The organism is Mycobacterium sp. 29Ha (assembly GCF_032883055.1).
GTDB lineage: Bacteria > Actinomycetota > Actinomycetes > Mycobacteriales > Mycobacteriaceae > Mycobacterium > Mycobacterium gallinarum.
The window spans coordinates 158806-185088 of record NZ_JAMQTI010000001.1 but is presented as its reverse complement, the minus strand read 5'-3'; the positions used below and the strand labels follow the sequence as shown (position 1 = coordinate 185088).

At 64.4% G+C, this 26283-nt stretch carries 25 protein-coding genes; 5 read left to right on the top strand and 20 right to left on the bottom strand.

The features are described 5' to 3' along the window. Positions 1–5: 5 nt before the first annotated feature. The 11 genes from M1248_RS00950 to M1248_RS00900 are packed head-to-tail and all read right to left on the bottom strand — an operon-like array spanning position 6 to position 12638. Positions 6–1733 (bottom strand): MlaD family protein, encoded by a 1728-nt coding sequence (locus tag M1248_RS00950; RefSeq protein WP_317147297.1) that lies wholly within the window; start codon positions 1731–1733, stop codon positions 6–8. Further along, on the bottom strand, positions 1733–3154 hold the full coding sequence (locus M1248_RS00945; protein ID WP_317147296.1) for an MCE family protein: 1422 nt from the start codon (positions 3152–3154) through the stop codon (positions 1733–1735). Before M1248_RS00945 ends, M1248_RS00950 begins: the two co-directional genes overlap by 1 nt. Next, on the bottom strand, positions 3151–4644 hold the full coding sequence (locus M1248_RS00940; RefSeq protein WP_317147295.1) for an MCE family protein: 1494 nt from the start codon (positions 4642–4644) through the stop codon (positions 3151–3153). Before M1248_RS00940 ends, M1248_RS00945 begins: the two co-directional genes overlap by 4 nt. Further along, a complete protein-coding gene (locus M1248_RS00935) occupies positions 4628–5731 on the bottom strand; it encodes an MCE family protein (RefSeq protein ID WP_317147294.1) in 1104 nt (367 codons plus the stop codon). Before M1248_RS00935 ends, M1248_RS00940 begins: the two co-directional genes overlap by 17 nt. Then, entirely contained in the window at positions 5728–6753 is a 1026-nt protein-coding gene (locus M1248_RS00930; RefSeq protein WP_317147293.1) for an MCE family protein, read from the bottom strand. The genes M1248_RS00935 and M1248_RS00930 overlap by 4 nt, the downstream gene beginning before the upstream one ends. Then, the gene (locus tag M1248_RS00925; protein WP_317147292.1) at positions 6750–7946 is read right to left on the bottom strand and encodes an MCE family protein; all 1197 of its coding nucleotides are present in this window, start codon (positions 7944–7946) and stop codon (positions 6750–6752) included. Before M1248_RS00925 ends, M1248_RS00930 begins: the two co-directional genes overlap by 4 nt. Before the next feature lie 13 nt (positions 7947–7959). Further along, positions 7960–8817, bottom strand: a complete 858-nt coding sequence (locus tag M1248_RS00920; RefSeq protein WP_317147291.1) for an ABC transporter permease — start codon at positions 8815–8817, stop codon at positions 7960–7962. A gap of 8 nt (positions 8818–8825) precedes the next feature. After that, positions 8826–9638, bottom strand: coding sequence for an ABC transporter permease (locus M1248_RS00915; protein WP_317147290.1), 813 nt, complete (start codon positions 9636–9638; stop codon positions 8826–8828). After that, a complete protein-coding gene (locus tag M1248_RS00910) occupies positions 9625–9906 on the bottom strand; it encodes a hypothetical protein (RefSeq protein ID WP_317147289.1) in 282 nt (93 codons plus the stop codon). Before M1248_RS00910 ends, M1248_RS00915 begins: the two co-directional genes overlap by 14 nt. A gap of 30 nt (positions 9907–9936) precedes the next feature. Then, complete coding sequence (locus tag M1248_RS00905) at positions 9937–11145, bottom strand: CoA transferase (RefSeq protein WP_317147288.1); 1209 nt, start codon at positions 11143–11145, stop codon at positions 9937–9939. After that, a complete protein-coding gene (locus M1248_RS00900) occupies positions 11145–12638 on the bottom strand; it encodes an aldehyde dehydrogenase family protein (RefSeq protein WP_317147287.1) in 1494 nt (497 codons plus the stop codon). Before M1248_RS00900 ends, M1248_RS00905 begins: the two co-directional genes overlap by 1 nt. Before the next feature lie 255 nt (positions 12639–12893). On the opposite strand from M1248_RS00900, the gene M1248_RS00895 reads away from it, so the two are divergent. The 5 genes from M1248_RS00895 (at position 12894) to M1248_RS00875 (ending at position 16613) form a co-directional block, all read left to right on the top strand. Further along, positions 12894–13592: an SDR family NAD(P)-dependent oxidoreductase gene (locus M1248_RS00895; RefSeq protein ID WP_317147286.1), complete on the top strand. Its 699-nt coding sequence runs from the start codon at positions 12894–12896 to the stop codon at positions 13590–13592. A 32-nt stretch (positions 13593–13624) separates the two neighbouring features. After that, entirely contained in the window at positions 13625–14485 is an 861-nt protein-coding gene (locus tag M1248_RS00890) for a mycofactocin-coupled SDR family oxidoreductase (protein WP_317147285.1), read from the top strand. A 29-nt stretch (positions 14486–14514) separates the two neighbouring features. Beyond that, a complete protein-coding gene (locus M1248_RS00885) occupies positions 14515–14709 on the top strand; it encodes a ferredoxin (protein WP_083125735.1) in 195 nt (64 codons plus the stop codon). Between the two features lie 26 nt (positions 14710–14735). After that, positions 14736–16103 (top strand): cytochrome P450, encoded by a 1368-nt coding sequence (locus tag M1248_RS00880; protein ID WP_317147284.1) that lies wholly within the window; start codon positions 14736–14738, stop codon positions 16101–16103. Between the two features lie 63 nt (positions 16104–16166). Continuing rightward, on the top strand, positions 16167–16613 hold the full coding sequence (locus tag M1248_RS00875) for a hypothetical protein (RefSeq protein WP_317147283.1): 447 nt from the start codon (positions 16167–16169) through the stop codon (positions 16611–16613). Between the two features lie 48 nt (positions 16614–16661). Here M1248_RS00875 and M1248_RS00870 read toward each other — a convergent pair whose 3' ends face one another. Genes M1248_RS00870 through M1248_RS00830 form a run of 9 tightly spaced genes read right to left on the bottom strand, consistent with a single transcriptional unit; the run spans position 16662 to position 26027 of the window. After that, the gene (locus tag M1248_RS00870) at positions 16662–17870 is read right to left on the bottom strand and encodes a DUF1214 domain-containing protein (RefSeq protein ID WP_317147282.1); all 1209 of its coding nucleotides are present in this window, start codon (positions 17868–17870) and stop codon (positions 16662–16664) included. A 9-nt stretch (positions 17871–17879) separates the two neighbouring features. Then, positions 17880–18644 carry a sugar phosphate isomerase/epimerase family protein gene (locus M1248_RS00865; protein ID WP_317147281.1) on the bottom strand — a complete coding sequence of 255 codons (765 nt, stop codon included), beginning with the start codon at positions 18642–18644 and terminating at the stop codon, positions 17880–17882. Positions 18645–18646: 2 nt separating this feature from the next. Continuing rightward, positions 18647–19816: a sulfotransferase gene (locus tag M1248_RS00860; protein ID WP_317147280.1), complete on the bottom strand. Its 1170-nt coding sequence runs from the start codon at positions 19814–19816 to the stop codon at positions 18647–18649. Then, a complete protein-coding gene (locus M1248_RS00855) occupies positions 19813–20940 on the bottom strand; it encodes an LLM class flavin-dependent oxidoreductase (RefSeq protein WP_317147279.1) in 1128 nt (375 codons plus the stop codon). Before M1248_RS00855 ends, M1248_RS00860 begins: the two co-directional genes overlap by 4 nt. Beyond that, complete coding sequence (locus M1248_RS00850; protein WP_317147278.1) at positions 20937–21713, bottom strand: SDR family NAD(P)-dependent oxidoreductase; 777 nt, start codon at positions 21711–21713, stop codon at positions 20937–20939. The genes M1248_RS00855 and M1248_RS00850 overlap by 4 nt, the downstream gene beginning before the upstream one ends. A gap of 9 nt (positions 21714–21722) precedes the next feature. Continuing rightward, entirely contained in the window at positions 21723–23018 is a 1296-nt protein-coding gene (locus M1248_RS00845) for an acyl-CoA dehydrogenase family protein (protein ID WP_317147277.1), read from the bottom strand. 28 nt (positions 23019–23046) lie between these two features. After that, positions 23047–23844, bottom strand: a complete 798-nt coding sequence (locus tag M1248_RS00840; RefSeq protein WP_410506599.1) for an enoyl-CoA hydratase/isomerase family protein — start codon at positions 23842–23844, stop codon at positions 23047–23049. A gap of 3 nt (positions 23845–23847) precedes the next feature. After that, positions 23848–25035 (bottom strand): acyl-CoA dehydrogenase family protein, encoded by a 1188-nt coding sequence (locus M1248_RS00835; RefSeq protein ID WP_317147276.1) that lies wholly within the window; start codon positions 25033–25035, stop codon positions 23848–23850. Next, positions 25035–26027: an acyl-CoA dehydrogenase family protein gene (locus M1248_RS00830; protein ID WP_317147275.1), complete on the bottom strand. Its 993-nt coding sequence runs from the start codon at positions 26025–26027 to the stop codon at positions 25035–25037. Before M1248_RS00830 ends, M1248_RS00835 begins: the two co-directional genes overlap by 1 nt. Between the last annotated feature and the right edge of the window lie 256 nt (positions 26028–26283).

Genomic DNA, 26283 nt, shown 5'->3' with positions numbered 1-26283 from the left:
GCAAATCAGGTCGGCAGCAGGTCTTTCCACGATTTGGGAGCATGTCCGGCCGCAGCATTTGTCAGCGTCTGCACCTGCCCGTCGGGCGTCACGAACTGCCCGGTGTTTGGGTCGTAGGGCACCATGGCGACGGACGGTCCGTCGGATTCATTGCCATTGAACGCACTCGGCGCTGCCGGCACTCCCCCGCCGTGCGGAACCTCGGTCGCCGGAGGGGTGCCGGGAGCCGGTGCGACGGCCCCGGCGGGGGCGGCCGGGATGGGCACACCGTTCACCGAATTGCCTGGCGGAGGCGGAGGCAGGGGCAGAGGCGACGGTGGTGGTGGCGGTGGTGGCGGTGCAGCCGCCGCCGGCCCCGGCGAGATCGGGGCATAGAGCGGATTAGGAACGCCGGGCGGTGTTCCTGACGGCACTGCTCCAGGAGGCAGAGGGGTGCCCTCCAGCGGTGCGTAAATCCGCTCCTGGAAGTCGATCCGGTCATCGACCGCGAAACCCTGCGCGATGATGTTCGGGTCGAAGGGGTACGGGCCGGTTGAGTGCGGGCGAAGCGCGATGGGCTTGAAGCCCTCGGGGTCGTTGCACAGTTCTACAGTCGGGGCGCGTTTACCGGGGTGTCCCATGCACGGATAGTTGCGGGCGCCACGAACGCCGATCGGAGAGTCTTGCGGCAGTTTGCAGTACAGGTCATCCGGTGTGTCGATGACGGTCGTGTCGGCCGGTGACCGCCACTGCGACGGCGGCAGGAAGCCCACCGTGCACGGCACCGGGTCGGAAATCGTAAGGGAGAAATCGCTGTTGGCCAAGCCGGTGGGATTGTTCTTGCCGAGACCGAAAGCTTGCTGGGCGGACAGGGCGTTCGGGAAGACGACCAGGAGTTGCTCCAGCGACGGGTTGTACGTGACGAGGATCTGGCCAAGCGTTGTGAGGTTAGCCAGCAGCACCGGAAGCGTCGGCTTGATCTGGTTCAGTAGCCCGGAGACCTCTTGCGCGAAACCCGGCCCGCGTTGAAGCAGCGCGCGGATCTGGGGATCGTTCTGCACGAGTTGGGCGCTCACGCCCTCCAAGCTGCGTGCCCACGTGCGGATCGAGTCGGCGGTCTCGGCTTGCGAATCAAGCAGCGGCCCACTGTCATCGATCAGGCTGCGCGATTCGTCGGAGACACTGTTGAGTTGCTCGGACAGTGTCGCACCGGAGTCGAACAGCGAGCCGAAGTCCGGCCCCGCCCCGTTGAACGCCTTGAACGTTTCATCGAGCAGGTCGGAGATCCGGTCGCCGGGAATACTGTCCACCAGCGTGCTGAGCTGGTCCAGCATCGGGCCGACCTGCTGCGGAATCGTGGTGTCGGACACCGAAATCCGCGAGCCATCCTCCAGGTACGGCCCTGAATCGGTGCGCGGACGCAGATCCACGTACTGCTCGCCGACCGCCGACACGCTGAGGACGTTCGCCTCGAGGTCGGCAGGGACCTTCGGCGACGTGTTGAGTGACAGCACCGCCTCGGCACCGTTCTCGGTGAGCGTCACCGACTTGACCTTGCCTATCTGCACACCGCGGTAGGTCACGTTTGCGAAGCGGTACAAACCGCCCGTCGCAGGCAATTCCATCGTGACGGTCAAACGGCCGACGTTGAGCAGAGTCGGTAATTGCATGTAGGCGAACAGCATCACCGTCACACCGACGATCGACGCGATCGTGAAGATGATCAGCTGGTTTCGGACGAAGCGGGTCAGCATCAGCCGCCACCTCCCGCCGGCGGTGCCGGCAATTCAGCTCCCGCCGGCGGTGCCGGCAATTCAGCTCCCGCCGGCGGTGCAGGTGCGGGCGTCGCGGCTGCCGCCGGCGCGGCGGGCGTGCCCTCGAGACCGTACGGCCCGGCGAAAATCTGCGATTCCTGCAGCGTCGGTTCGGGCCCGAATTGGGGCCTCGCCGGCGGCGGCGGAACGATCGGCAACACCGGACCGTACATGGTGGTAATCGGCTGACCCGGATTCTGCTGCCCCGGGTTCGCGACCGGCGGAGTAATCGCCACCGTATCGCTCGGGGGCGGCGCAACCCCGACCATGATCGGGTCGTACGCATAGTTCATGAAGTAGGGGTCACCCGGCGCCGGAATGAGCTTGGCGTTCTCATCACCCCAGCGGGTTCCGAGCAGGATTCCACGCTTGAACCGCGGGTAGGTCAGGTCGAACGTGGCCATGAGGTTGATGTAGTCGCCTTTGGCGATCTTGTCGGCGAAGGCCGGACCGTAAGGGAACGCCGTCGCGAAGATGAGCGCCTGGCTGAGATCGGGACCGATGTCTGCGAGCGACTTGAGCGCCGGCTCCAGGCCCTGCAGGTTCTTCACAAGATCGTCGCCGGCGTCATTGACCAGCTGAGTGGCGGTGTCGCTGAAGGTCCCCAGCTTCTCCAGCGCCGTCGTCAGGTTGGGCCGTTCCTTGACGAGCACGTCTATAGCGGGCGGTATCTCGCGCAACGCCCGGTCGATCACCTCGCGCTGGTTCGCGAAGGTGCCCGCCACGCGGTTCAACTCCTTGATGGACTCGACGATGTTGTCGCGCTGGGCATCCAGCGTTCCCACGAAATCGTTGAGACGGGTCAGCAGCTCACGGATCTCGGGCTCGCGCCCGGATATCGCAGCGCTGAAGTTGTGGATGACGTCGCCGATCTGTCCCAGCCCGCCCGCGTTGACGACGGTCGACAGCGAGGCCAGCGTCTGCTCGGTGGTGGGATAGGTCGAGGACTGGTTCAACGGCAAGGTGGCACCGGGCTGTAGACGACCGCTCGGCTGTTCGTCCAGCGGCGGATTCAGCGCCAGATGCATCGATCCCAGCAGGCTGGTCTGCCCCACCGACGCCACGGCGTTCGCCGGGACGACCACATCCGGCTTGACGGATATCTCGACGTTCGCATGCCAGGCGTCAACGGTCATCTTGCCGACACTGCCGACGATGACGTCGTTGATCATGACCGGCGAATTCGATTCCAGCGTTGCGACATTTGGGACCTGCACGGTGTACTGCACCGAGTCGGGCCCGCGGCCGACCGCACCCGGCAGCGGCAGCGAGTTCACACCCTGATACGCACAACCCGTCATCGTCAGAGCCAGGCAGCAGCCCGAAACGACGATTGCTTTCACACAGTTGCGGCGGATCATGACGGCGCTCCTTCCGCAGGCAACAGCGGCCCCGGCGGCGGCGGGACGGCCGCGGGGGTCGGCGGAAGCAACATGTTCTGCACAGACGGCGCCGGGCCGGTCTGGATATTGGGCGGCCCCGGGATGGGCGCGCCCGGGAAGAGCGCGGGCGACGGTACGGCGGCCACCTCGTCGTGCCCATATAGCCCCCTGGGCATTTCGGGCAGTCCGACACCCCCGTAACCGGGCGGCGGTGCCACATCCCCGGCGCCGATGTAGGCCGAGACTGGAGGCAGCGGCTCGGGGGGATCACCCGGACCCGCTCCTCCTGGCGCGAGCTTGGGATCGGTGTAGATGAGACTCTCCGGTTTGGGGCTGGGCCGCAGGTACGGATTGATCGGCAGCGGCAGGTTATTGAAGTTGAGCAGTCTCAACGCCGGACCGAGGTACTGCTCGCAGAGCTTCGCGGTCTCGGGCGCCGTGGTGTTGGCGACACCGCCGATCATGCCGCAGACGAACCACACCGGATTCGAGAAGTTGACGAACGAGAACGCCCCGGTCACTCCGCCGGTCGGCGGGTAGTAAATGTTCAGGTAGTTGGCGATCGCATTGGGTGCGACGTGCAGAACGTTCTCGAGCGGCAACCGACTGTCGACCAGGTTTTGGGTAACGGCGGCGAGGCTTCTGATCTGCTCCGACGTCTGTTCGCGACTGCCCGCCACAAACCGTTGCACCTCGCCGATCGCGACCGACAGGTCCGACAGCGCTGCATCCAGATCGGACCTGCTGTTGTTCACCACGCTCGTCAGACTGGCCAACCGGTTCTGGAACATCACGATCTGCTGCTTGCTGTCACGCAGCGCGCTCACGAAAATCTGCAGGTTCTTGATGATGTCGACGATGTTGCCGCTGCCCTCGGCGAAGATCCGTGCGACGCCGGACAGTTCAGCCAGCGTCGACCGAAGTTTCTCACCGTTGCCGTCCATCGCGTTGGCCGCGCTGTCGATGAACCTGCCGACCGAGGTGTCCGTGACCGCGCCCTGCGAGCCGGGCTCGGGCCCCAATTCGGTTGCCAGCCGCATCAATTGGGTCTTGACCTCATCCCACTCGACAGGTACTGCGGTCCGGTCGCTGGGAATCACTGCGCCGTCACCCATTTGGGGTCCGTCGCCTTGGCGGTACGCCGGAGTCAGCTGCACATAACGCGCGGCGATCAGATTCTGGGCGACGATCACGGCCTTGGCGCCGGCAGGTACCGGTACGTCACGGTCGACGTCGAGGACCAGCTTGGTCTGCGTCCCCTCGGGTTCGATGCTCTTGATCGTGCCGACCTGGACGCCGGACACCCGCACCTCGTCGCCGGGATAAATGGCGGTCGCCGTTGGGAAATAAGCGGTGATGGTCTTGGGTCCAAAGAAGACCTGGCGCACCAGGAAGATCGCTCCGGCCACCAGTACGACGGCCAGCAGCACGGCGACCCATGTCGCCAGACGCCTACGGGTTGCCATCATCAGGGAGATCTCCTGGTTGTGGAATCCCGTTGACGGGGAACGGAAGTTGCGCACGCGGTCCGGCCGTGTCGGGTGGTTGACCGATGTTCTCGCCATTCCTGAAGCCGAAGGCGTAGTCCAGGAACGGCTGCAGCAGCTGCGCCGGCTGGATGTTGGGGACCAGCGCGTTGTAGTAGGCGCCGTTGGCGACGATCTCGCCCTGAGTCACCTCGTACTTCCGCAGGCCCGCCAGAGCCTTGGTGATGTTGTCACGGTTTTTCTCCAACATCTGGTTGACCGCATTCATCTTCTCCAGCGCCGGAGCGAGTTCCTGCTCGTTCTCGGCGACGAGTCCGGTCAGATTCTGCGACAGAGCCGAGGTGTTGGCGAGCAGTTCGACAATCGCCTGGCGCCGGTCATCGAGCACGCCGAGTAGGTCATTCGCATTGAGGATCAGCGAGTTGACCTGCTGGCTGCGTTCGGACAGTATCCCGGTCACATCGCCAGCGGTCTTCAGCAGCTCCGCCAGGCTGTCGTTGCGGCCATTCAGTGATTTCGACACCCGCGACAGACCGTCGAACGTCGGTCCCAACTGCGGTGCGACTTGGTCAAGCGTCTGCGCCAACGTGTCCAATGACTGGTTGAGAGTGTCGGTTTCGGTGCCCGCGGTGTTCGCGGTCAGCTCACTGACCGCGTCGGTCAACGAATACGGGGACGAGGTTCTGGTGACCGGGATGGTCTGGTTCGGTGACAACGTGCCGCTGCCGTCGGACTCCAGCGCGAGCACACGTTCGCCGAGCAGGGTGCCGGTGCGGATGTGTGCGGTGGTGTCCGAGCCAAGCGCGTATTTGCCGTCGATCGTGAAACCCACCAGCGCGTCGCCGTTCTTGAGTTCGATCGACGAGACCGACCCGACCTTGATTCCGGAAACCGTCACATCGTTGCCTGCGGCCAGACCGCCGGCTTCGGTGAACAGCGCTTGATAGCGCAGGGCAGTGGCCCAGGAATACAGGCGCTCCGGCTGCAACCCGATCGCGATCACGAGGATGATCAGCACAATGCCGATGAAACCGGCCTTGATGAGAGAGGATCCGCGGTACTTGTTCATTCGTCCCGACACCTCCCCGTCTCTTGCCTGATCCAGGGGAACTGGACGGTGCGACCTTCGAGATCGCTTGCCCGGAAGGCGATTCCACAGATGTAGTACGGGAAGAACGCGCCGTACGAACCCACGCGGGCCAGCTTGCGGTAGATATCGGGCAGTCGCTGGAGCGTGGCGTCGAAGGTGGCCTTGTCCGCATCCAGATATTCTGCGAGCCGCTTCACCTGGTCGACGGTGCCGTCCAGCGGAGGCCGTGCCTGGCCGAGTAGATCGCTCAGTGAGGCGGTGCCGTTGTCGAGCGCAGTGATCGCCTCCCCGATCGGGTCGCGATCCTCGGCAAGGCCGCGCACGAGCTGTTCGAGCTTGTCGATCGCCTCGGTGAATTGGTCACCGTCGTCCGAAAGCGTCTTCAGCGTCGTCTTGAGTTCGTCGATGAGTTGCTCGATCACCTGATTGTTGTCCGCCAACGCATTCGAGAACGACGATGACCTGGAGAACAGCGATTCGATGGTGCCCCCCTGGCCCTGCAGTATCTGCAGCAGCGATGCCGAGAGTGCGTTGACATCCTGCGGGTTGAGGCCCTGAATGACCGGTTTCAACCCGCCGAGCAGAAGGTCGAGGTCCAGCGCCGGCGCCGTGCGATCGATGGGTATCCGAGCGCCCGCGGGCATGATCTTCGTCGATCCGGGTGCGTCGACGAGCTCGAGGTAACGGTCGCCAACCAGGTTCAGGTATTTGATCTGCGCCCGTGTGCCGTCGGTCAGCTTGATGTCCCGCCCGGCGTCGAACTTCACCAGCACATTGCGGTCGGCATCCAAGGACACGCCCTGCACGGTCCCTACCCGGATGCCGGCGACACGCACCGTGTCTCCGGTTTCCAGCCGCGATGCGTCCTTGAAGAGCGCGGAGTAGTCGTTGGTAGCACCGGTTCTCACTTCGGCGAACGTCGCGAAGAGGAAGGCCGTCAACAGGATCATGACGATCCCGAAGATGCCGAACTTGATGAATGTTCCCCGCATTCGCGTCACCCCGGCATTCCGGTCATCGCGCTGTTCCGAGGTGGCCCGGTGAGCGGACCGAACAGCCACTGCTTGAGCCCGTCGGAGTTGAGCAGTATGCCCTGATTGCCGTACTTGAACGGATTCGACCCGGTGTCGGCCACCAGAAACGGCGGCCGGAATTCCGCCGGCACGTTGGGCAGGCCGAGTTCCTTGCAGAAGGAACGGCCGCCGGTCGTGGCTGCAACCTTGGGTAGGTCCTCAGGCCAGCGGTAACGCTCGGTACCCAACGTGAGTCCGGCATTGAACATGATGTGCGAATACTGGTTGATACCTTTCACGAACGGGACCAGGCCTCCGATGGTGCAGCCGAGCGTCTCGTGGTACAGCCCCGCAAGGGTCGTTGTCGGCACGAGCAGCTGCAGGACATTGGTCAGGGCCTGACGATTGCCGCCGATCACCTCGTTACCGATATCAGCCAAACCGATTGCACTGATGAGGAATTCGTCGAGATTCTGCTGTTCCTCGACGATCGAGTTGCTGAGCCGAATCGAGTTGTCGAAAGTGCCGATGAGATCGGGCGCCGCATCACCGTAGGCGGCGAACGCCGGCACAGATGCCTCGATGTCGTGGGCCAGGTTCGGCAGGCTCGAGTTGATCTTGGCCAGAAATGCGTTGAAGTCCTCGAGAGTTCGGCCGAGCTTTTCCCCGCGGCCATTGAACGCGGTCGCGACCGCGCCGAGGGTCTCGTTGAGTTTCGCCGGATCGATCTTGTCCAGCACGGTGACAAGCTGCTGGAAGACGGTGTTGATCTCGGTGGTGACGTGCTGGCCCTGGATCACCTGTCCGCCATGCAGTTTCTCAGCCGAGGGGTCCTTCGGCGGGACGAGTTCGACGTACTTGGCGCCGAACACCGTCGTCGACGTGATGTCCACATCGACATTTGAGGGAATCAAGTGCAGCTGCGACGGGTTCATGTCCAGCTGCAGGACGGCCGAACCGTCGGGTCGCGTCGCGATCGAGGCGACCTTGCCGACTTCCACGCCGCGCATCTTCACCTTGGCGTCAGGATTCATCACCAAGCCTGCGCGTTCCGAAACCACCGTTACCGGAACGGTTTCGGTGAACGAGCCCCGGAACAGTCCGATTGCCAGCGCGACGACGGCCACGATCGCGACGATCGCGGCGAGTCCGGTCAATGCGCGCGCGGTGGTTGAGTTCATGGCTGTTTGTCGCTTATCCGGAGAGGTTGAAGTTGCCGTTGGAGCCGTAGATGGACAGTGACACCAACAAGGTGACCGAGACGACGACGATCAGGCTGGTGCGTACCGCGTTGCCAACGGCGACACCGACACCAGACGGTCCACCGCTGGCGAAGTAACCAAAATATGTGTGGATCAACAGGATCGTGATCGCCATCAAGATCGCCTGCAGGAACGACCACAACAGGTCGATCGGGTTGAGGAACGTGTCGAAGTAGTGGTCGTACAGCCCGCCCGACTGACCAAACAACACCACCGTCGTGAATTGCGAGGCCACGAAACTCAAGATGACCGCGATCGAGTAGAGGGGGGTGATCGCGATCATTCCGGCGACGATGCGCGTGCTCACCAAATACTCGATCGGCCGGATCGCCATCGATTCCAGTGCGTCGATCTCCTCGTTGATGCGCATCGCTCCCAACTGAGCGGTCACGCCCGCACCGAAGGTGGCCGCCAGTCCAATACCTGCAACCACCGGTGCGGCGATACGCACGTTGATGAAGGCCGCCAAGAATCCGGTCAACGCCTCGATACCGATGTTGCCCAGCGACGAATAGCCCTGCACGGCCAGCGTCCCACCTGCGGCCAGCGTCAAGAAGCCGACGATGACGACGGTGCCACCGATCATCGCCAACGTCCCTGCACCCATGGAGATCTCGGCGATCAACCGGATGACTTCCTTACGGAAGTGCACCATCGCGTGCGGTATTCCACCCAAGGCCTTCAGGTAGAAGATCATGTGGTCGCCGATGCCGCCCAACCACTCCACCGGACGCCGTACGCCCCGCGCGAGCCGCGGATACGTCGACTTCAGGACCGTCGTAGTTCCCATGGGTGCCCTCAGCCCGTCGTCATCCGGATGCCGATGGCCGTCACGAGCACGTTGATCACGAACAGCGCCATGAATGCATAGACCACCGTCTCGTTGACCGCGTTGCCTACCGCCTTGGCGCCGCCCCCGCTGATGACCAACCCCCGGTAACAGGCGACCAGCCCGGCTATCAGACCGAACAGCGCCGCCTTCACACACGAGATGATGACCTCGGGCACACCGGTCAACAGCGTGATGCCTGCGGCGAACGCACCCGGGTTCACGTCCTGCACGAACACCGAGAAGAAATAACCGCCCAGGATGCCGATGATCACCACGAAGCTGTTGAGCAGCAACGCCACCAACCCAGCGGCCAGCATGCGCGGAGTCACCAGCCGTTGCACCGGGTTGATGCCAAGCACCTCCATCGCGTCGATCTCCTCGCGGATGGTGCGCGATCCCAGATCCGCACAGATCGCCGTCGAACCCGCACCCGCCACGATCAACACCGTCACCAGCGGGCCGACCTGCGTCACCGCGCCGAAAGCCGCACCCGCCCCCGACAGGTCAGCCGCGCCCAACTCGCGAAGAAGAATGTTGAGCGTGAAGCTGACCAACACCGTGAACGGAATCGCCACCAACAACGTCGGCGCCAACGCCACCCGGGCGATGAACCAGCACTGGTCGAGGAACTCGCGCCACTGAAACGGTCGGCGAAAGATGAACCGCACCGCATCGGCCGACATCGCAAAGAAACCGCCGACAGCCTGCATCGGACCCGCGAAGCTGCTCAGCTGCGGCAACCCCGGCGACCACCGCTCCGGCCCGCTACCCCGCGCCATAGGTGGCTCCTCCCGCGATGGTCACTGCCGACACCCCCGCCGACCGAAAGCAATTGTGCACCAAGTTGATCTGCGCCCCACGCAGATCTTCCCGGCGACAGTTGTGACGTCCGATTCGATGAGTTTGTAGCCCCCGCAACCCCTCGGCGAACCCGACACCTTCATAGCCGATCAGCGCGTTGCCCGCGTCGGAATCGTGAACATCCGACGTGGGGCGTACTCCAGTTCGGTGCAGCACGTCGCTACCGATCGAAGTGACGTAGGGCATTTGGGCTGTATCCCTGGCCTCTCTCGTTGTCTAGGTGACGGCCCCGGCCGTCTTCAGTTCGATGATCCGATCCCAATCCAATCCGAGTTCCAGCAAGACTTCGTCAGTTTGCTCCGCAAATCCCGGAGCGGGACCGGATTGAGGCGCACTGACGTCAAATTGCACCGGGTTCGCGACCAGTTCGAGTTCACCCGCGGGCACCATGTATTCATTGGCGCGGATCTGTGGGTCTTCGACCGCCTGCAGGGTGTCCTGCACAGGCGCCCACGGTCCGAGCAGCGTCGAGAATCGCTGGCTCCACTCCACCAACGGACGCTTGCTCATGGCCTCCTTGAGAATTTCGGCAGCGGCCTCGGTGTTCTCGGCGATCGACTCGACGGTGGCGAACCGCGGATCGTCGGCCAGTTCATCGAGATCCATGTGCTTGCACACGTCTGCCCAGAACTTGGTGGGCTGCATCATCACAAAGGAGATGTAGCGGTCGTCGGCCGTCGCGTAGAGCCCGACAAGCGGATTGATCGGTGATCCGTGCACACCCGGGGGGAAGGCCTCCATCCGCTGACCGAGGTGCTTCGTCAACGCGACCGTGTGCCCGAGCGACCATAGACCGCTGCCCAGCAGTGACACGTCCACCACCGATGGCTCGCCGGTCCGCTCGCGCTTGAGCAATGCGGCAGCGATCCCGCCCGCGAGGTTGGTGCCCGAGATGGTGTCGCCGTAGGCGGGGCCGGGCGGTCCGACCATGCCCGGAGTCCCCGGCGGCGTGATGGTGGCGGCGGTGCCCGCCCGGCACCAGAACGCGGTCATGTCATAACCGCCCTTGACCGACTCCTCACCACGCGGCCCTAATGCACTGCCCCGGGCATAGATGATCTTCGGGTTCACGGCGCGGATGTCGTCGACATCGATACCGAACTTCTGCCGATGCCCTGGCAGGAAGCTCGTCAGGAACACGTCTGCGCGCCGTGCCAATTCCAGCAGCACCTCTTTGCCCTCGGGCACGGTCATGTCGAGACCGATGCTGCGCTTGCCCCGGTTGGCGTGCTCGATGTTTGGATTGGGATCGCCCTCGACCCGGAGTAGCCCGGTCTGGCGCAGTCCGCGCTGCGGGTCGCCCGTCACCGCGTGCTCCACCTTGATGACGTCGGCGCCCCACTCGCGCAGCACGGCGCCTGCCGAAGGCACGAAGCCGTACATCGCGACTTCGAGGACGCGGATTCCGTCAAGCGGCGCACTCATCAGCTCACCACCGTCGCGAACGTCTTCGACTCGAGAAACTCCTCGAGCCCCGCGGTGCCCATCTCGCGTCCGATGCCCGACTGTTTGTAGCCGCCGAACGGACTGTCAGGGCTGAAGTAGTTGCCCCCGTTGATCGAGAAGGTGCCAGTCCGAATGCGGCGGGCGAGCGCGAGCGCACGGTCCTGGCTGCCGAACACGGCACCGGACAACCCGTAGATCGAGTTGTTGGCGATCCGCACTGCATCGTCGTCGTCTTCGTAGGCGATGACCACGAGCACCGGACCGAAGACCTCTTCCTGAGCAATCTCGCTGTCGGGGTCCACGTTGGTCAGCAGCGTCGGGGTGTAGAAGTAGCCCGGGTCAACCTTCTCGCCTCCGGTGACCAGCGTGGCGCCCGCCTCGACGGCGCGCTGCACCATGCCGTCGACCTTGTCGCGCTGTTTGTCGCTGATCAGCGGACCCATGTAGGTGCCGGGGTCGGCTGGGTTGCCGTAGCGCACCAGTGCGAAATTGTTCTTGATCATCTCGACGATCTCGTCATGATGACTGCGCGGCACCAGCAGTCTCGACGTCAGCGCGCAACCCTGACCGGCGTGGGTGACCATGCTGAAGGCCGAAAACAGCGCCGCGGTGTTGAAGTCGGCGTCGTCGAGCACAATCGCCGCCGACTTGCCGCCGAGTTCCAGGAACACCCTCTTGAGGGTGTCGCTGGCCGCCGACATGATGCGGCGGCCGGTCGGTGTGGAACCGGTGAAGGTGACCATGTCGACATCGGGGCTGGTGGTCAGCGCGGCACCGACCTCGGGATCGGCGCCACTGAGGACGTTCACGACGCCGGCGGGGATGTCGGTGTGGTTGGCGATCAGCTCCCCAAGCGCCAGCGTGATCAGCGGGGTGTCGGGGGCGGACTTCAGGATCACTGTGCAGCCCGCCGCGAGTGCCGGCGCGAGCTTGGCAAGGGCCAGCTGGTTCGGATAGTTGTAGGCGATGATCGCGGCGACGACGCCGCCCGCTTCCTTCTCCACCCAGCGGTGGTGCTGCATGCCCCGGCTTTCGATGTTCCCGAGATCCTCGGTCATCGGGTAGGTCTTCAACAGGTCTGCGTAATAGCGGACGATCGCGATCGGCTGGTCCAGTTGAGCGCCCTGGCACAGCGCTTCGGTCGCGCCGACCTCGGCGATGGTCAGCGCGGCGAGTTCGTCGCGGTGGTCGACCAGCGCCTGGTGCAGCTGGTCGAGGCAGCGGATCCGCAATTCGGTGTTGGTCGACCAGTCGGTCTCATCGAAGGCGCGCCGCGCAGCGGCGACCGCCGCTTGGGCGTCGCCGACGGTGGCGTCCGGTGCGTGTCCGAGCACCTCGCCGGTGGCCGGGTTGAGGCTGGGAAACGTCCGAGACGTATCGAGTAACTGCCCGTCTATCAGCAGTCGCCGATCGGCACCGCGTGCGGCGGTGTCGGCGGCTGACCCGCTACCCGAGATGGTCGTTTCCTGCATCATCCTCCTCAGCACACATCCCAATGTGATGGAAACTTCATTCTCATCACCGGCGAATCATACATTCGTATCAAGAGAACTCAAGGAAAAGACCGGAACTCTCACTGCCTGCACTTAACGGTGCGACAATCGCCGATGAAACGTCTCACCAGTGCGAATCTGACCTCTACCGTGTCTTGCGGGATTGCTACACCCGAGAGTACGGTTCTCATAATCGGAAGGACGATTCTTAATGCATGACCGGCAGGTGTGGAGTTGAAGAACGCTGTCGTGACCGGAGGTGGCTCCGGCATCGGGCAGGCAGTGGCGCACCGATTGCGCGCCGACGGCATGAACGTGGCGATTCTGGACCTCAATCCATCGGACGCTGACAACTCGTACGTCGCCGACGTCACCGACCGCGCTCAGGTCGACGCCGCCCTCGATGCCGTGCGCGCCCAGCTCGGTCCGGTGACGGTTCTGGTGAACGCCGCGGGGCTGGAGAAGTTCAAGCGATTCACCGACATCTCGTTCGAGGAGTGGCAGCGGGTCGTCGACGTGAACCTCAACGGCGTCTTCCACTGCATCCAGGCGGTGCTGCCCGACATGATCGAGGCCGGGTGGGGGCGCATCGTCAACATCTCATCGTCGAGCACGCATTCCGGCCAGCCGTTCATGTCCCCCTATGTGGCGGCCAAGTCGGCGGTCAACGGACTCACCAAGTCGCTCGCGCTGGAGTATGGCCCCAGCGGGATCACCGTCAACGCGGTGCCGCCCGGCTTCATCGACACCCCGATGTTGCGGAAGTCCGAGGAGCGCGGCTACCTCACCGTCCAGCAGACCATCGACTCGACGCCGGTGCGGCGCATCGGCAAGCCCGAGGACATCGCGGCCGCCTGCGCGTTTTTGGCCTCGGAGGAGGCCGGCTACATCACGGGTCAGATCCTGGGCGTCAACGGTGGCCGCAACACGTAACCAAACACCAGCCAGATCGAAAGGACATCTCAGTGGGACGAGTACAAGGCAAGGTCGCATTCGTGACCGGCGCGGGTCGCGGCCAGGGTCGCAGTCACGCCATCCGGTTGGCCGAGGAGGGCGCCGACATCATCGCCGTCGACCGATGTGAAGATTTCGCAACGGTTGGCTACCCGATGGCCACACCGGAGGACCTCGAGGAGACGGCGCAGTTCGTCGAGAAGACGGGACAGCGCGTCGTCACCGCACAGGTCGATGTGAGTGACGCCACGCAGCTGAAGCACGCGCTCGAAGCGGGAGTTTCGGAACTCGGCGGGCTCGACATCGTCGTCACGTCGGCCGGAATCGCGGGCATGAAGGGCTCGGGTGACATGGCGGCCTGGGTAGACGTCATGAATACCAACCTGATTGGCACCATGAACGCCATCCATGTGGCACTCCCACACCTCCGCGAAGGTGCGTCGATCATCGCCACCGGGTCCACCGCGGCCCTGATGGACGTCAGCAAGAACGACAACCCGGGCACCGATCCCGGTGGCGCCGCGTATCTCCATTCGAAGCGCCTTTTGTCGCAGTATGTCCACAACCTCGCGGCCGAACTCGCGCCACGAGGCATCCGCGCGAACGTGATTCACCCGACGAACTGCAACACTCCGATGTTGCAGAGCGAGCCGATGTACAAGTCGTTCCGTCCCGACCTGGAGCACCCGACGAAGGCGGACGCCGAACCCGTGTTCTACGTCCAGCAGGCCATGAAGGTGCCTTGGATCGAACCCGAGGACATCAGCAACATGGTGCTTTTCCTGGCATCGGAGGAGGCCCGTTACATCACCGGCACCCAGCAGCGCGTCGATGCCGGCGGTTACCTCAAGTGGTACGACTACCACATTTAAGAGCGGGCACTATCTGAGAAGGGGACACGGTGAAGGTTTTCGTCGACTCGGGACGCTGCCAGGGCCACACGCTGTGCTCGATGATCGCGCCAGATTCCTTCGAGCTCAGCGATATTGACGGCACTGCCTCGCCGGTGCACGAAGTGGTGCCGCCCGACCAGGAGGACGCGGTACGCGAAGCCGTGCAGTCGTGCCCCGAGCAGGCCATCTCGATCGAAGAGTGACCAGACCAGCCAGAGGGAGACAAGTCTTGAGTGTCGACGACATCCGCGCCGCCGACAACGAGCGGAAAAAGAATCGGTATCACTTCGACCGGCACACCCCGGAGTATCGGGTGCAATTCGAGAAGATCACCGAGGAGATGCAGTCCAGGTGCCCGATGGCCTGGACCGACGTCTACGACGGGCATTGGGTTGCCGCCGACAGCAAGCACGTCTTCGAGTTGGCGCGCTGCCCGGTGGTGTCCAACGATCACGACATCAACGGAGAGCGCAAGGGCTATCAGGGAATAACGATCCCGAAGGCGCAACGAGCCACGGTGGTGCGGGGCGGCATCCTCGAGATGGACGAACCCGAGCACAGCATCTATCGCGGCGCGTTGAACCCCTACCTCTCCCCTGCCGCGGTCCGGCGATGGCAACCGTTCGTCGACGAAATCACCCGGGCGGCCATCGACGAGAAGATCGAGTCTGGCCGCATCGACTTCGTCGACGACCTGGCCAACATCGTGCCCGCGGTGTTGACGCTGGCGATGATGGGCATCGAGCTGAAGAAGTGGCCGGTCTACAGCGAGCCGGCGCATCTGTCGGTGTCCACCCCGGAGCACTCGCCCGACGCCGCACGCGTCGCCGAGATGAACCGGCAGATGGGTATCGACATGATCACCACGATGAACGAAGTTCGCGAGAACCCGCGACCGGGCCTGATCAACGCACTGCTGCAACTGCGTATCGACGGTGAACCGGCCCCTGACCTGGAGATTCTCGGCAATCTCGGGTTGATCATCGGCGGCGGCTTCGACACCACCACTGCGCTCACCGCGCACTCGCTGGAGTGGCTGTCGGAGAACCCGGACCAGCGCGAGCTGCTCAGTCGCGAGCGCGACACCTTGATGAACCCGGCCACCGAGGAGTTCTTACGCTTCTACACGCCGGCACCAGGCGACGGCCGCACCTTCGCCGACGATGTCGAGGTCGAGGGCACGAAATTCAAAGAAGGCGAGCGACTGTGGATTTCGTGGGCCATGGCCAACCGCGACCCGTCGGTCTTCGAAAAGCCCAACGAGCTCATCATGGACCGGAAGGGCAACCGTCACTTCAGCTTCGGGATCGGTGTCCACCGTTGCGTGGGCTCCAACGTCGCCCGCACGGTCTTCAAGTCGATGCTGACCGCGGTGCTAGACCGCATGCCCGACTACGTGTGTGACCCCGAGGGCACCGAACACTACGAGACCATCGGCGTCATCCAGGGCATGAAGCACCTGCCCGCGACGTTCACGCCGGGTAAGCCACTGGGTCCGGGACTGGACGAGACGCTGGAGAAACTTCAGCGGATCTGCGATGAACAGCAGCCGGCCCGACCCATCACCGAACACAAGGAAGCTGTCGTCATCGACTGATCTCGACCGAGATCGTCAGCGAGGTGGTTTGATGAGCACCGGCAAACGAATTGGGAGGACGCGATGAAGCCCATCAAGGTCCTGACCGCGGTGGCCGCCGCTGTCCTGATGACGACCGCGACCGTGGTCGCGCCGCCTGCCCAGGCCTTCCTGCATCCCGGCAACTTCGATGTCCAGACCAATAGGTACCAACGCGCCTCGTGGTTCTGGTTCGTCGCGCGATGCAGCCCCGACGCGACACCGGACTGCCGCTATATCAGCGCGGCGCCTCGGCTGAAGTTCTACAACTACTATCAGGGAAATGCGTATCTGGCCAACGGCCAGTGGACGCTGAAGGTCGATGTGTCCGACGGTCTGCAGTGCACTCCCGGTTACGCCATGCCCACACACGAGACGTGGGTCTGGGATGACAACACGCTGGCCGGCACAATCACCTCGAACTACGACGTCGGCTGCTTCAATGGCCCGCCCGGACAGCAGTTCTGGACGTTCAGACTCCAACGCCTCTAGGTGATTCGGTGCGCTGACGACCGCAGCGCGCCCGTATGCGCACCGAAATCACAAGACGTAACGCTGCCGAATTCCGTTGAACCGCGCCCACATCTGCGCGACGCGCTCCTCGGGAGTGACGGTCACGGTCGCGGGCGGCAGCGCATCGGCGAGTTGCGCGCGCGTGACCACCCGGGTGTGCAACTCGGCCGGCTCGCCCTCCAGCATGTGCCGGTAGGTCATGTTGCCTCGCTCGAATCCCTGTGTGTCGATCCAGTTGTGATATCCCGGATCATCGTGCGCCAGCACCAGCCGCACCTTGCCGTCGCTGTCCACCGCGGTGCGGCTCGGCGTGTAGCTCACCGGCCGGTACAGATAATCCATGCTGTTGAAGAAGACACCCATGTTGGTGAACATCCACAGGCCCTCATGCGCGTCGAACTCGATGATGAGCGCCTCGTCGGCGGCCAGTACCCAATGCATATTTGTCGCGGCGCGACCGCGTTTCGCATCGGCGTCGGTCGCGCCGGCGGCCGGGAAGCGGTTGGGATTCGCGGCGTCCACCCCGCCGTAGCGGAACGGGAACTCCGGCCAGTCGTCCATCAGGCCGGTGACGAAGTCACCCGCCCAGCCCATCGCGTCGATCATCGACACGGGAGTCGGCGCAGGCTTGGGAGTATCCATGCCGACACGTTCTATTTGTAAACGAGCGGGCCGCTCGTCCCAGGAGTCGAAACCCTGGCGGATGAACAACTTGCGCGACCCCGCCGTGGTGGGTACCCAGTTCGTCCCGCGTTGCTGGCCGCCGACCCAGACCTCGAAGCTGCCGTCGTCTGCGGACGTGAGCTCGTGGCCGAACAGATTGGCCTCCGGCACGTCGCCGAATGGTTCGTGGAGTACGCCCGGACCGTCGGATCGCGGTCCCTGCACGGTGATGTTGAGAAATCGTGCGGTGCCGCGGTTTCCGACGACGCGATACGTCGATTCGCCGTCGATCCACGCCTGCTGATAGAGGAAGTCGGCGCAGTCGCCGCCGAGCTTGCGCGTGGGATTGCAGAACGTATGAATCGCCGGATAGCGGGTGTCCCTGGTCTCCAGCCCAAGATCGAAGGCCTGACCGAGGTTCTGCGTCAAGAACCTGAAGCCGTCGGCCCGCTGCAGACCCGAGGTGGGGTTCAGGTCCTTGAAGACCCGTTCGCCGGCCACCTTGAGACGGTCGCAGAAGTCGATCCACGCGGCGTGCAGCGCGGCGTCATCAGAACCGTCTCCAAGCGCCATCGCTATCCCCTACGCGCCAAGTCGTTTCAGCATCGTCGATACCATCTCGCAGCCGCGACGCACAGCCTCGAACCGGCCCTCGGCCTCGATACGAGGGCCGATCAACTCCAGATCGAAGCCATGGCTGTAGCCGCCGGCGAGTACCTGCCGAATGAACGGCTCGATCGGGATCGTCCCGTCCCCCGGGACGGCGCGGGCCGGGAGTGCCCGGTCACCGAGGACGTAGTCGCTGAGCTGAATTTGCAGCGTCCGCGGCAGCGCGCGTTCGACGAGACCGCCTAGGTCGGCCTCGGCCCAGCAATGAAACAAGTCGATACAGACACCGACGCCCGCCATCTCGGCCAGCGTGATCGTGTCGCGCAGGGTGTGCGCGATGTGAATATCCGCATAGAGAGCGGATGCGTTTTCGATGGCAAGTGCGACGTCGGCGTGCTCTGCTTCACGTAGGCATGGAGCGACCGCCGCGCAGAAGCGTTCGGCGGCCTGGCCCCAGTCCAATTCACCTCGACCGCCCGTCAGCATGTACACCACGCGAGTTCCGAGAGCGGCGGCGTTCTCGATGACGCGGGACAGCTGATCGCCGGACTCGAACAGGTGGTACACGGTGTCGACCGAGTAGCCGTGTTGCTCGATGAGCGGCACCAGCCCGGGTTCACCCAGCTGGGAATCGATCAGGCTCAGCCGGGTAAGTCCGAGTGCGGACCACATCGAATGTTGCTCTGGGAGCGGCGTGCCGAGAAACGTCACACTGTGCACCGATAGCCGACTATGCACCCTCACCTCCGCTGTTCGATTGCGACACCGAATCGATCACGGAACGGCTGGAATTCTGCGTGCAACGCCTCGAGATCCTCACCGATGTCGGTGAGGAGTTTGGTCGAATAGCGGAACTTCCCGTGCCGGTCGCCCGGGTTGTTCTCCAGATAGGCGCGCATGGCCGTTCGGGCATCGGCGCTCAGGGTCCGGCCGCGGAATTCGTAGTAGCGGGCGACGGTGCCGACGGGGTCGGCGAGGAAATCCGTGTAGCGCACGTGCAGGATCCGGGGATCGTCGGTGAGCGGGTTGGTCATGGTGTTGGCGATGCTTGCCCGCGTCAACTCGAGATGCGTTTTCGCCGCCTGCTGTAGGTCGATCGGGCCGACGATGCCTTCGAGGATGTCGGCCATCATCATCGTGCGCGACGCGGCGACCTGCACGGGGTCTCGGTGCAGCCACAGCAGGGTCGCGTCCGGATAGCAGTTGAAGAACTCCCGCAGACGAAAGCCGTGGAATCCCTTCAGAACCCACTGCTTGCGCGGGCGCCCGTACTGGAACTGTTGCAGCATCGCCTTGTGGATGCGGTACTGTGCGGCGTCATCGGTGGGCAGACCCCCGACCACCGTCTGCATCGGAACCCGCCACCACGCGGTCGGTGTCATCACGCGGAAGTCGAAGGCCCAGGTGCGTTCGTCCTCCGGCAGCCCGTCGCCGAGCATGTCGTTGTAGGGATGGCTGTGCAGCCATTTCGGCATCTGTCCGTTGATCTCGCGCCAGTCGGCGTCGGCGCGCTCCCGGCGAGGGTCGTCATCGCCGGCCATTCCGGGTGGCGGGGACGGATACATCACCTCCCAGAACCGGAGCGCCCGCGCGTCGGGATCCACCGACATCAGGGCGTGCATCAGGGTGGTGCCCGAGCGCGGTTCGCCGGTCACGAACATCGGCCGCTCGATCACTTCGTCGGCGACCGGATACCGGTGTCGGTCCTCGAAGAACTCCAGTCGCGAGGTGAGCAGCCAGTGGCATACGTCCTCAGCCCGCGCCCTACCGTCGGCGTCCAAGCCGATGCCGTTGAGAAGGTCGACGGCCGTGGCGAATCGCTGCGGCAGCGTGGCGTCGCCGTAGTCCGTCAGACCAGTCTCGGTCTGCGCCCAGTCCAACATGCCCGCCGCGTTCAGCGCGCCAGTCACTGGACCTCTCCGCACAGGCGCATCAGTTCGTCCTCGACGTCGCGCACGTTCTCCGCGGACGCGGCGGAGTACGAGAGTCCGGCCATACCGCCATAATCCAGGATCTTGGGCACGCGAAGGCCCGCGTCGACATAGTTTTTGATCTCCTGCGCCACTTGCTTCGGCGTGCCGTGTGGGACAACGGCGAGAATCGATTCCGGCTCGACCCGGTCGAGAAACTCGACGACGCGCTCGCGGGTCAGTGTGGCGGGGTCGATGTCCTGGTAGCCACGCCAGTGCTCTCCCATCGGATGTTCGAAGCCGAGGCTGCGCAGGAGTTCGGCGGATACCTGCAGAAGGAACGCCTTGACGAGCGGTGCGTCGAGAATCTCGGCGAGGGCGGCGGCGTCGCGACCGATCAGGCAGACCTGGATGTAGCACGGCGTGATGGCCATCGGATCGCGGCCGGCCCGCTCCGCCGAAGCCCTTACGGTGGCGAGCTTTTGGGCGTAGTCGTCGGGATCCCAAGCACCGGTGGGCCACCACCCGTCGGCGTAGCGGCCGACGATCTCCAGGGTTCGCGGCCCGCTTGCTCCGATCCAGATCGGCGGGGTGGCACCCTGATACGGCTCGGTGTCGAGCCGGGCATGGCGCAGGTGGTAGAACTGCCCGTCGAAATCGACCGGACCGTCGCTATCCCAGAGCAGCCGGATGACGTGCAGCGCCTCTTCGAATCGGCTGACCGGTTTGGTGAAGTCGAATCCGTAGGGCACGGTGTTCTCGGTCTCGCCGCTGCCCAGGCCGAGCACGAAACGGCCCTTGGCGAGATGGTCGATGGTGAGCGCGCTCTGTGCGAGCAGTGCGGGATGACGGCGCACGGTATCGATCACGCTGGTGACCAGCGGTACGTTCTCGGTCAGCACTGCCGCCGCCGCGGCTACCGCCACGGCGTCGAGGTGGCGGTGCGGCGACGGCGAAACCGTTGCCAGGTCGGTGAATTCAGGAGTCCAGATCGAGTCGGGCCAGAAGCTGACCATGTGATCGGGCAGCCAGATCGAGTGGTAACGGCCGCTGTCGAGCTGCGTCAGTACCGAGAGGTCCAGCGGAAGTGTGGTCCGCAGATACGCAGCGGGCTGGACCTTCACAGCCAGCCGACCTCACGCAGGAACGGCTGCGTGTGAGCGATACGGCCGGTCAGCGTTTTCGGATCGCCCGTGCACAACACGAACGCCGTCTGCGTGATGAGCTCGATGTCTTCGGTGTCGGTCTTGGCGAGGTCGAGCGCACCCGCGCCTTCGGTGGCGACGGGGTTGGACGGTGCTGCGGCGTTCACGGCAATGCCGTCGTCGTACAGCTCGGCCGCAAGGCTTTTCGTCAACCGGTTGAGCGCGGCCTTCGCTGTGCCGTAGATGCCGAAACCCGCCTCGCGATCGAACGCGGAGAACGGCGGTCCGTCAGGCAGATTGCCGCCGACGGAGGTCACGTTCAGGACCCACCCCCGCTTCCTCTCGCGCATTGCGGGGATCGCCATTTGGGTGAGGTGCAGCGGGGCCAGCACGTGCATCTCCATCATCAGACGGACGCGACGGTCGGGGAATTCGTCGAGTGGCCGCAGGAATGTGACGGCCGCGTTGTTGACGAGAATGTCGGGTGCGCCGACCTTCTCCACGACTTCGCTGAACATCCGTTCGCGGTCTTCGGGTTTGGCGAGGTCGGCGGCGACGGTGATCGCCGAGCCGCCCGCTTGTTCGATTTCCGCCAGCGTCTGGCTGAGGGAGCCTTGATATTTCGGGTCGGGTTCGGCGGTGCGCGCGGTGAGGGCGACGGTGGCCCCCTCTGCCGCCAGACGCTTCGCGATGGCCTTGCCCAACCCGCGGCTGGTGCCGGTGACCAGGGCCACCTTGCCGTCACACGTCATCGTGCCCTCCTAGGTTCGCGCAATGCCTGCGAGCTTGTCGGCGAACTTCGCCTCAGCGGCTTCCCGCAGCCGCAGCAGGTGCTCGGACGGGAATGCGTCCGGTGCAGGCTTGACGTCCTTGAGTAACAGCCGCGCCAGTGTCACCTTGTGCACCTCGGTCGGCCCGTCGGCCAGCCCGAGCACGAACGACTCCGTCATGTACTGCACGAACGGCATCTCATGCGAGGTACCCAGCGATCCGTGCAGTTGCAGGGCGCGTGCCGAGACGTCATGCAGCACCTTCTGCATCATCGCCTTCACCGCCGAGATATCGCCGCGTACCGCCTTGTAGTCGTTGTATTTGTCGATTTTCCAGGCGGTTTGGAGGGTCAGCAGGCGGTAGGCCTCGATTTCCATCCAGGAGTCGGCGATCATCTCCTGCACCATCTGCTTGTTGGCGAGCAGCTCTCCCTGCGTGTAGCGCGAGACGGCCCGCTCGGTCAGCATGTCGAAGATCCGCCGCACGAGTCCGACTGTGCGCATGGCGTGGTGGATGCGGCCGCCGCCCAGCCGGGTCTGCGCCACCACGAACGCACCACCGCGAGGACCGAGCATGTGATCGGCGGGTACCCGGACGTTCTCGTACCGCACGTAGCCTTCGCGTCCGCCGCCTGGCGGCTGGTAGCCGAGGCCGACGTCACGCAGCACGTTGATGCCCGGCGTGTCTCCGGGCACGACGAACATCGAATAGCGTTGGTAGGGCGGCGCGTCGGGATCGGTCATCGCCATCACGATGATGAAGGACGCCATCGATGCGAACGAGGAGTACCACTTCTCACCATTGATCACCCAGTGATCGCCGTCTTGCACTGCCATGGTGGTGAATACCTTGGGATCGGCGCCGCCCTGCGGTTCGGTCATCGAGAAGCACGACACGATCCGGTTGTCCAGCAGCGGCTCGAGATACCGTTCCTTGAGTTCCGGTGTGCCGTAGTGCGCGAGGATCTCGCTGTTGCCGGAGTCGGGTGCCTGGGATCCGAACACGATCGGTGCGCATTCCGATCGCCCGAGAATCTCGTTGAGCAGCGCGAGTTTCACCTGTCCGTAACCGGGTCCGCCGAGATGCGGGCCGAGGTGGGTGGCCCACAGCCCGCGCTCCTTGACGATGTCCTGCAGTGGCGGGACCAGCGCCTGGCGCACGGGGTCATTGAGGTCGTGCGACTCCTTGACCACATAGTCGATGGGCTCGCATTCCTCGCGGACGAACTGCTCTACCCAGGCCAGCTGCTCCGTCCATTCGGAATCGGTGGAGAAGTCCCACGCCACTATCGAGTACCGCCCTTCCGTACCGCGATCACTTCGGTCGCCGCCGCGCCTCGGCTTCGTCCGTGGCGTGGCTGAGCACCTGGTTGCGATTCTCGAGCTCCAGTGCCGCGCCGAAACCCGTCGCGTCGGTGTTCACCTGCAGCGCACGTTTCGTCAGCTGCGTGCCGAAGGGCGGGAGTTCGGCCACGGCGCGGGCGATTTCGAGTGCCTGCGGCATCAATTCGTCCGGCTCGAGCACCTGGCTGACCAGGCCGCGACGGTCGGCTTCGGCCGCCGTCACCGTGCGGCCGGTCATCATCCAATCGGCGGCGACGCTGGTGCCGACGATCCGTGGCAGGTGGTAGCTCATGCCCATTTCGGCACCGGACAACCCGAGCAGGATCGCACCGTTACCGAACGTCGCGGATGTCGAGCAGATCCGGATGTCAGACGACAGGCACAGCGCGAAGCCCGCGCCCACGCACGGGCCGTTCACCGCCGCGATGACGGGCTGGGGCAGATTCCGGATCGCCTGTGGCAGAGCGGCCATCGCTTCCTGGAACCGCAACCGGTCGATGGCGGGATCGGAGGCCTCCAGCGCCTGCGGCGAGAAGTTGCGGACGTCGATCCCCGAACAGAATCCGCGTCCCTGTCCGGTGATCACGACGGCATGGACCGATGCGTCGGAGCCAATTGCGGCGAGCGTCGCGATCAACTCGTCGCGCATCGCCTCGTTGATCGCGTTGAGCTGTTTGGGCCGATTGAGTTGCAGCAGAACAACGCCGACGTGGGGCCGGTCGATGAGCAGCGTCGCCGGGTGGGTTCGGGTGGGAGCGGGCTCGGTCACTTATCAGCGCCGCGGCAGACCGAGCACCTGTTGCGCGATGATGTTGCGCTGGATCTCGGACGTGCCGCCTGCGATGGTGCCACCGAAGCTGCGCGCGTAGCGCTCGAACCAGCTGACGAAGTAGTGGTCCAGGTTCATGTGTTCGTAAGGACCCGTGGTCGACGGGTGGGTGAGGCCCTCGGCTCCCGCCGCGGTCAACGCGTTCTCGAACGCCTGACGTTCGGCTTCAGAACCGAAGAGTTTCAGCACCGACACCGACGCGGTGTCCATCTCGCCGCGCGCGGCGCGGGCCAGCGCCGCCGAACCCATGGCACGCAGCGCCTGATAGTCCATGATCGTCGTCGCGTACTGGTCGCGCTCCAGCTCGGTGCGCGGCCAGAAATCGGCGATCATGTTGTCGATCCGATCGGCGAAGCCGAGCCACATCATGGTGCGTTCGTGGCCGAGAGAGCCGTTGGCGACCGCCCAGCCGCCGTTCAACGGGCCGACGAGGTTCTCGGCCGGCACCTTTGCGTCGGTGAAGAACACCTCGTTGAAGTCGAGATTGTCCTCACCGCACATGTCGGCGAAGGGCCGGCACACCACACCGGGAGTGTCGGTCGGGATGATCAGCACGCTGATGCCCTTGTGTTTGGGGGCATCGGGATCGGTGCGCACGAACGTCAACAGGAAGTCGGCGTCGTGTGCGCCGGACGTCCACACCTTCTGACCGTTGACCACGAAGTAGGGCTCGTCGACGTCTGAGACAAACTCAGCTCGGGTGCGCAGCGACGCCAGATCGGACCCCGCGCTCGGCTCGCTCATACCGAGGGATGCCGTCATCTCGCCGCGCAACACCGGCACCGCCCAACGGTGCTTCTGCTCATCGGAACCGAAGGAGATCAACGACGCCGCAACGATGTTCACGCCCTGCGGGTTGAAGCTGTGGTAGATCCGCCGTCGGCACAGTTCGTCGAGGTGCACGAACTGCTGCAACACCGTTGCGTTGCGGCCACCGAACTCTGGCGGCTGGGAGGGCAGCAACCAGCCGTTGTCGAACAACAGCCGCTGCCAGTCACGTGCCCACTGGGGCATGTGCGACACCGACTTGGGTCGCTCCTGGGTCTCGCTCTCCGAGGGCAGGTGCTCGTCGAGGAACGCCGCGAACTCGGCGCGGAACTGCTCGACGTCGGAATCGAAGGTCAATTGCATTAGGAGCTCCTGTATTCCGCGGCGATCACCGCGCGATGCTCTGCAGCCCCGCCCAGCAGCAGTTCGCCGGCCTTGGCTCGCTTCAACGCGAACTGCAGGTCGTTCTCCCACGTGAATCCCATGGCGCCAAACAGCTGCAGGCCATGGCGAAACACCAGTGCCTGCGCCTCTCCCGCCGACGCCTTGGCCATCGCCGCGGCAAGCCGGCGTCGAGGGTCGTCGGCTGCGATGGTCAAGGCGGCGAAGTAGGACAGCGCGCGGGCACGCTCGGTCGCGACGTGCATGTCGACGGCCTTGTGCTGCACGGCCTGAAAGGTTCCGATCGCCACACCGAACTGCTGACGCTGCTTCACGTGCTCGAGCACCAGATCGAGGATGCGTTGGCAGGCGCCGACCGTCGTGATGGCCATGCCGGTGAGGGCCACGTGCCGGGCCTTTTCGGTGTCGACGGGGACGCGGTCGGTGTCGGGTACGTGCGTACCGGCGAAGGTGACCTCCGCGACGTGCAGCACCGGATCGAAGACGTCGCTGCGCCGAGTGGCGGCCTCGCCGGCGTCGACGACGAAGACCCCGGCCTCGGTGACCACCGCGAGCTTCTCGGCGCGGTCACCGTCGAGTACGTGATGCGCCGTTCCATTCAGGACCCAACCCTGGGCGTCGCGATGAGCGCTCACCCCGCTGTACACGGCCGTGCCGGCCAGCTGCGGATCGAACCGGTCACCGGCGAGAGGCGCGAACTGGGTCAATGTCGCCAGGAACGGGGTCGGATCGGTGGCGCGGCCCAATTCCTCGGCCACGATCGCGAGTTCTACGGCGTTCTCCGGATCGTTGAGCTCGGTCCAGCCCGCGTCGACGTAGGTCTTCCACAGCGGCATGGGGTCTTCGCCGTTCTCGGCGATTCCTCGAACGAGCGACGCCGGGCAAGCCTTGGTGACCGCGTCCCGCACGGTCTCCTGCCACAGCCGCTGATCGGCGTCGAATTCCAGTAACACGTGTGGCCTCCCGAGGACCTCGTCACTACGTCGTGGGTTGGCACGAGAATAACATTCTCGTTAGGTGCTGTAACCGTTCTCTGGATTCGACTACCTCGTTTCACGGCCGGGGCGCCAAGCGACTGACCAGCGCACACCCTGACCTGCGAAGAAGTAAGCGTTCCGCTGGAGAACAAGATTCTTGCCTTTGAAGAACAAGCCTTTACTATGGCTTTATGTCCGGTGCCGGCGCATGTCACAGCCCTTCGTGCGCTCC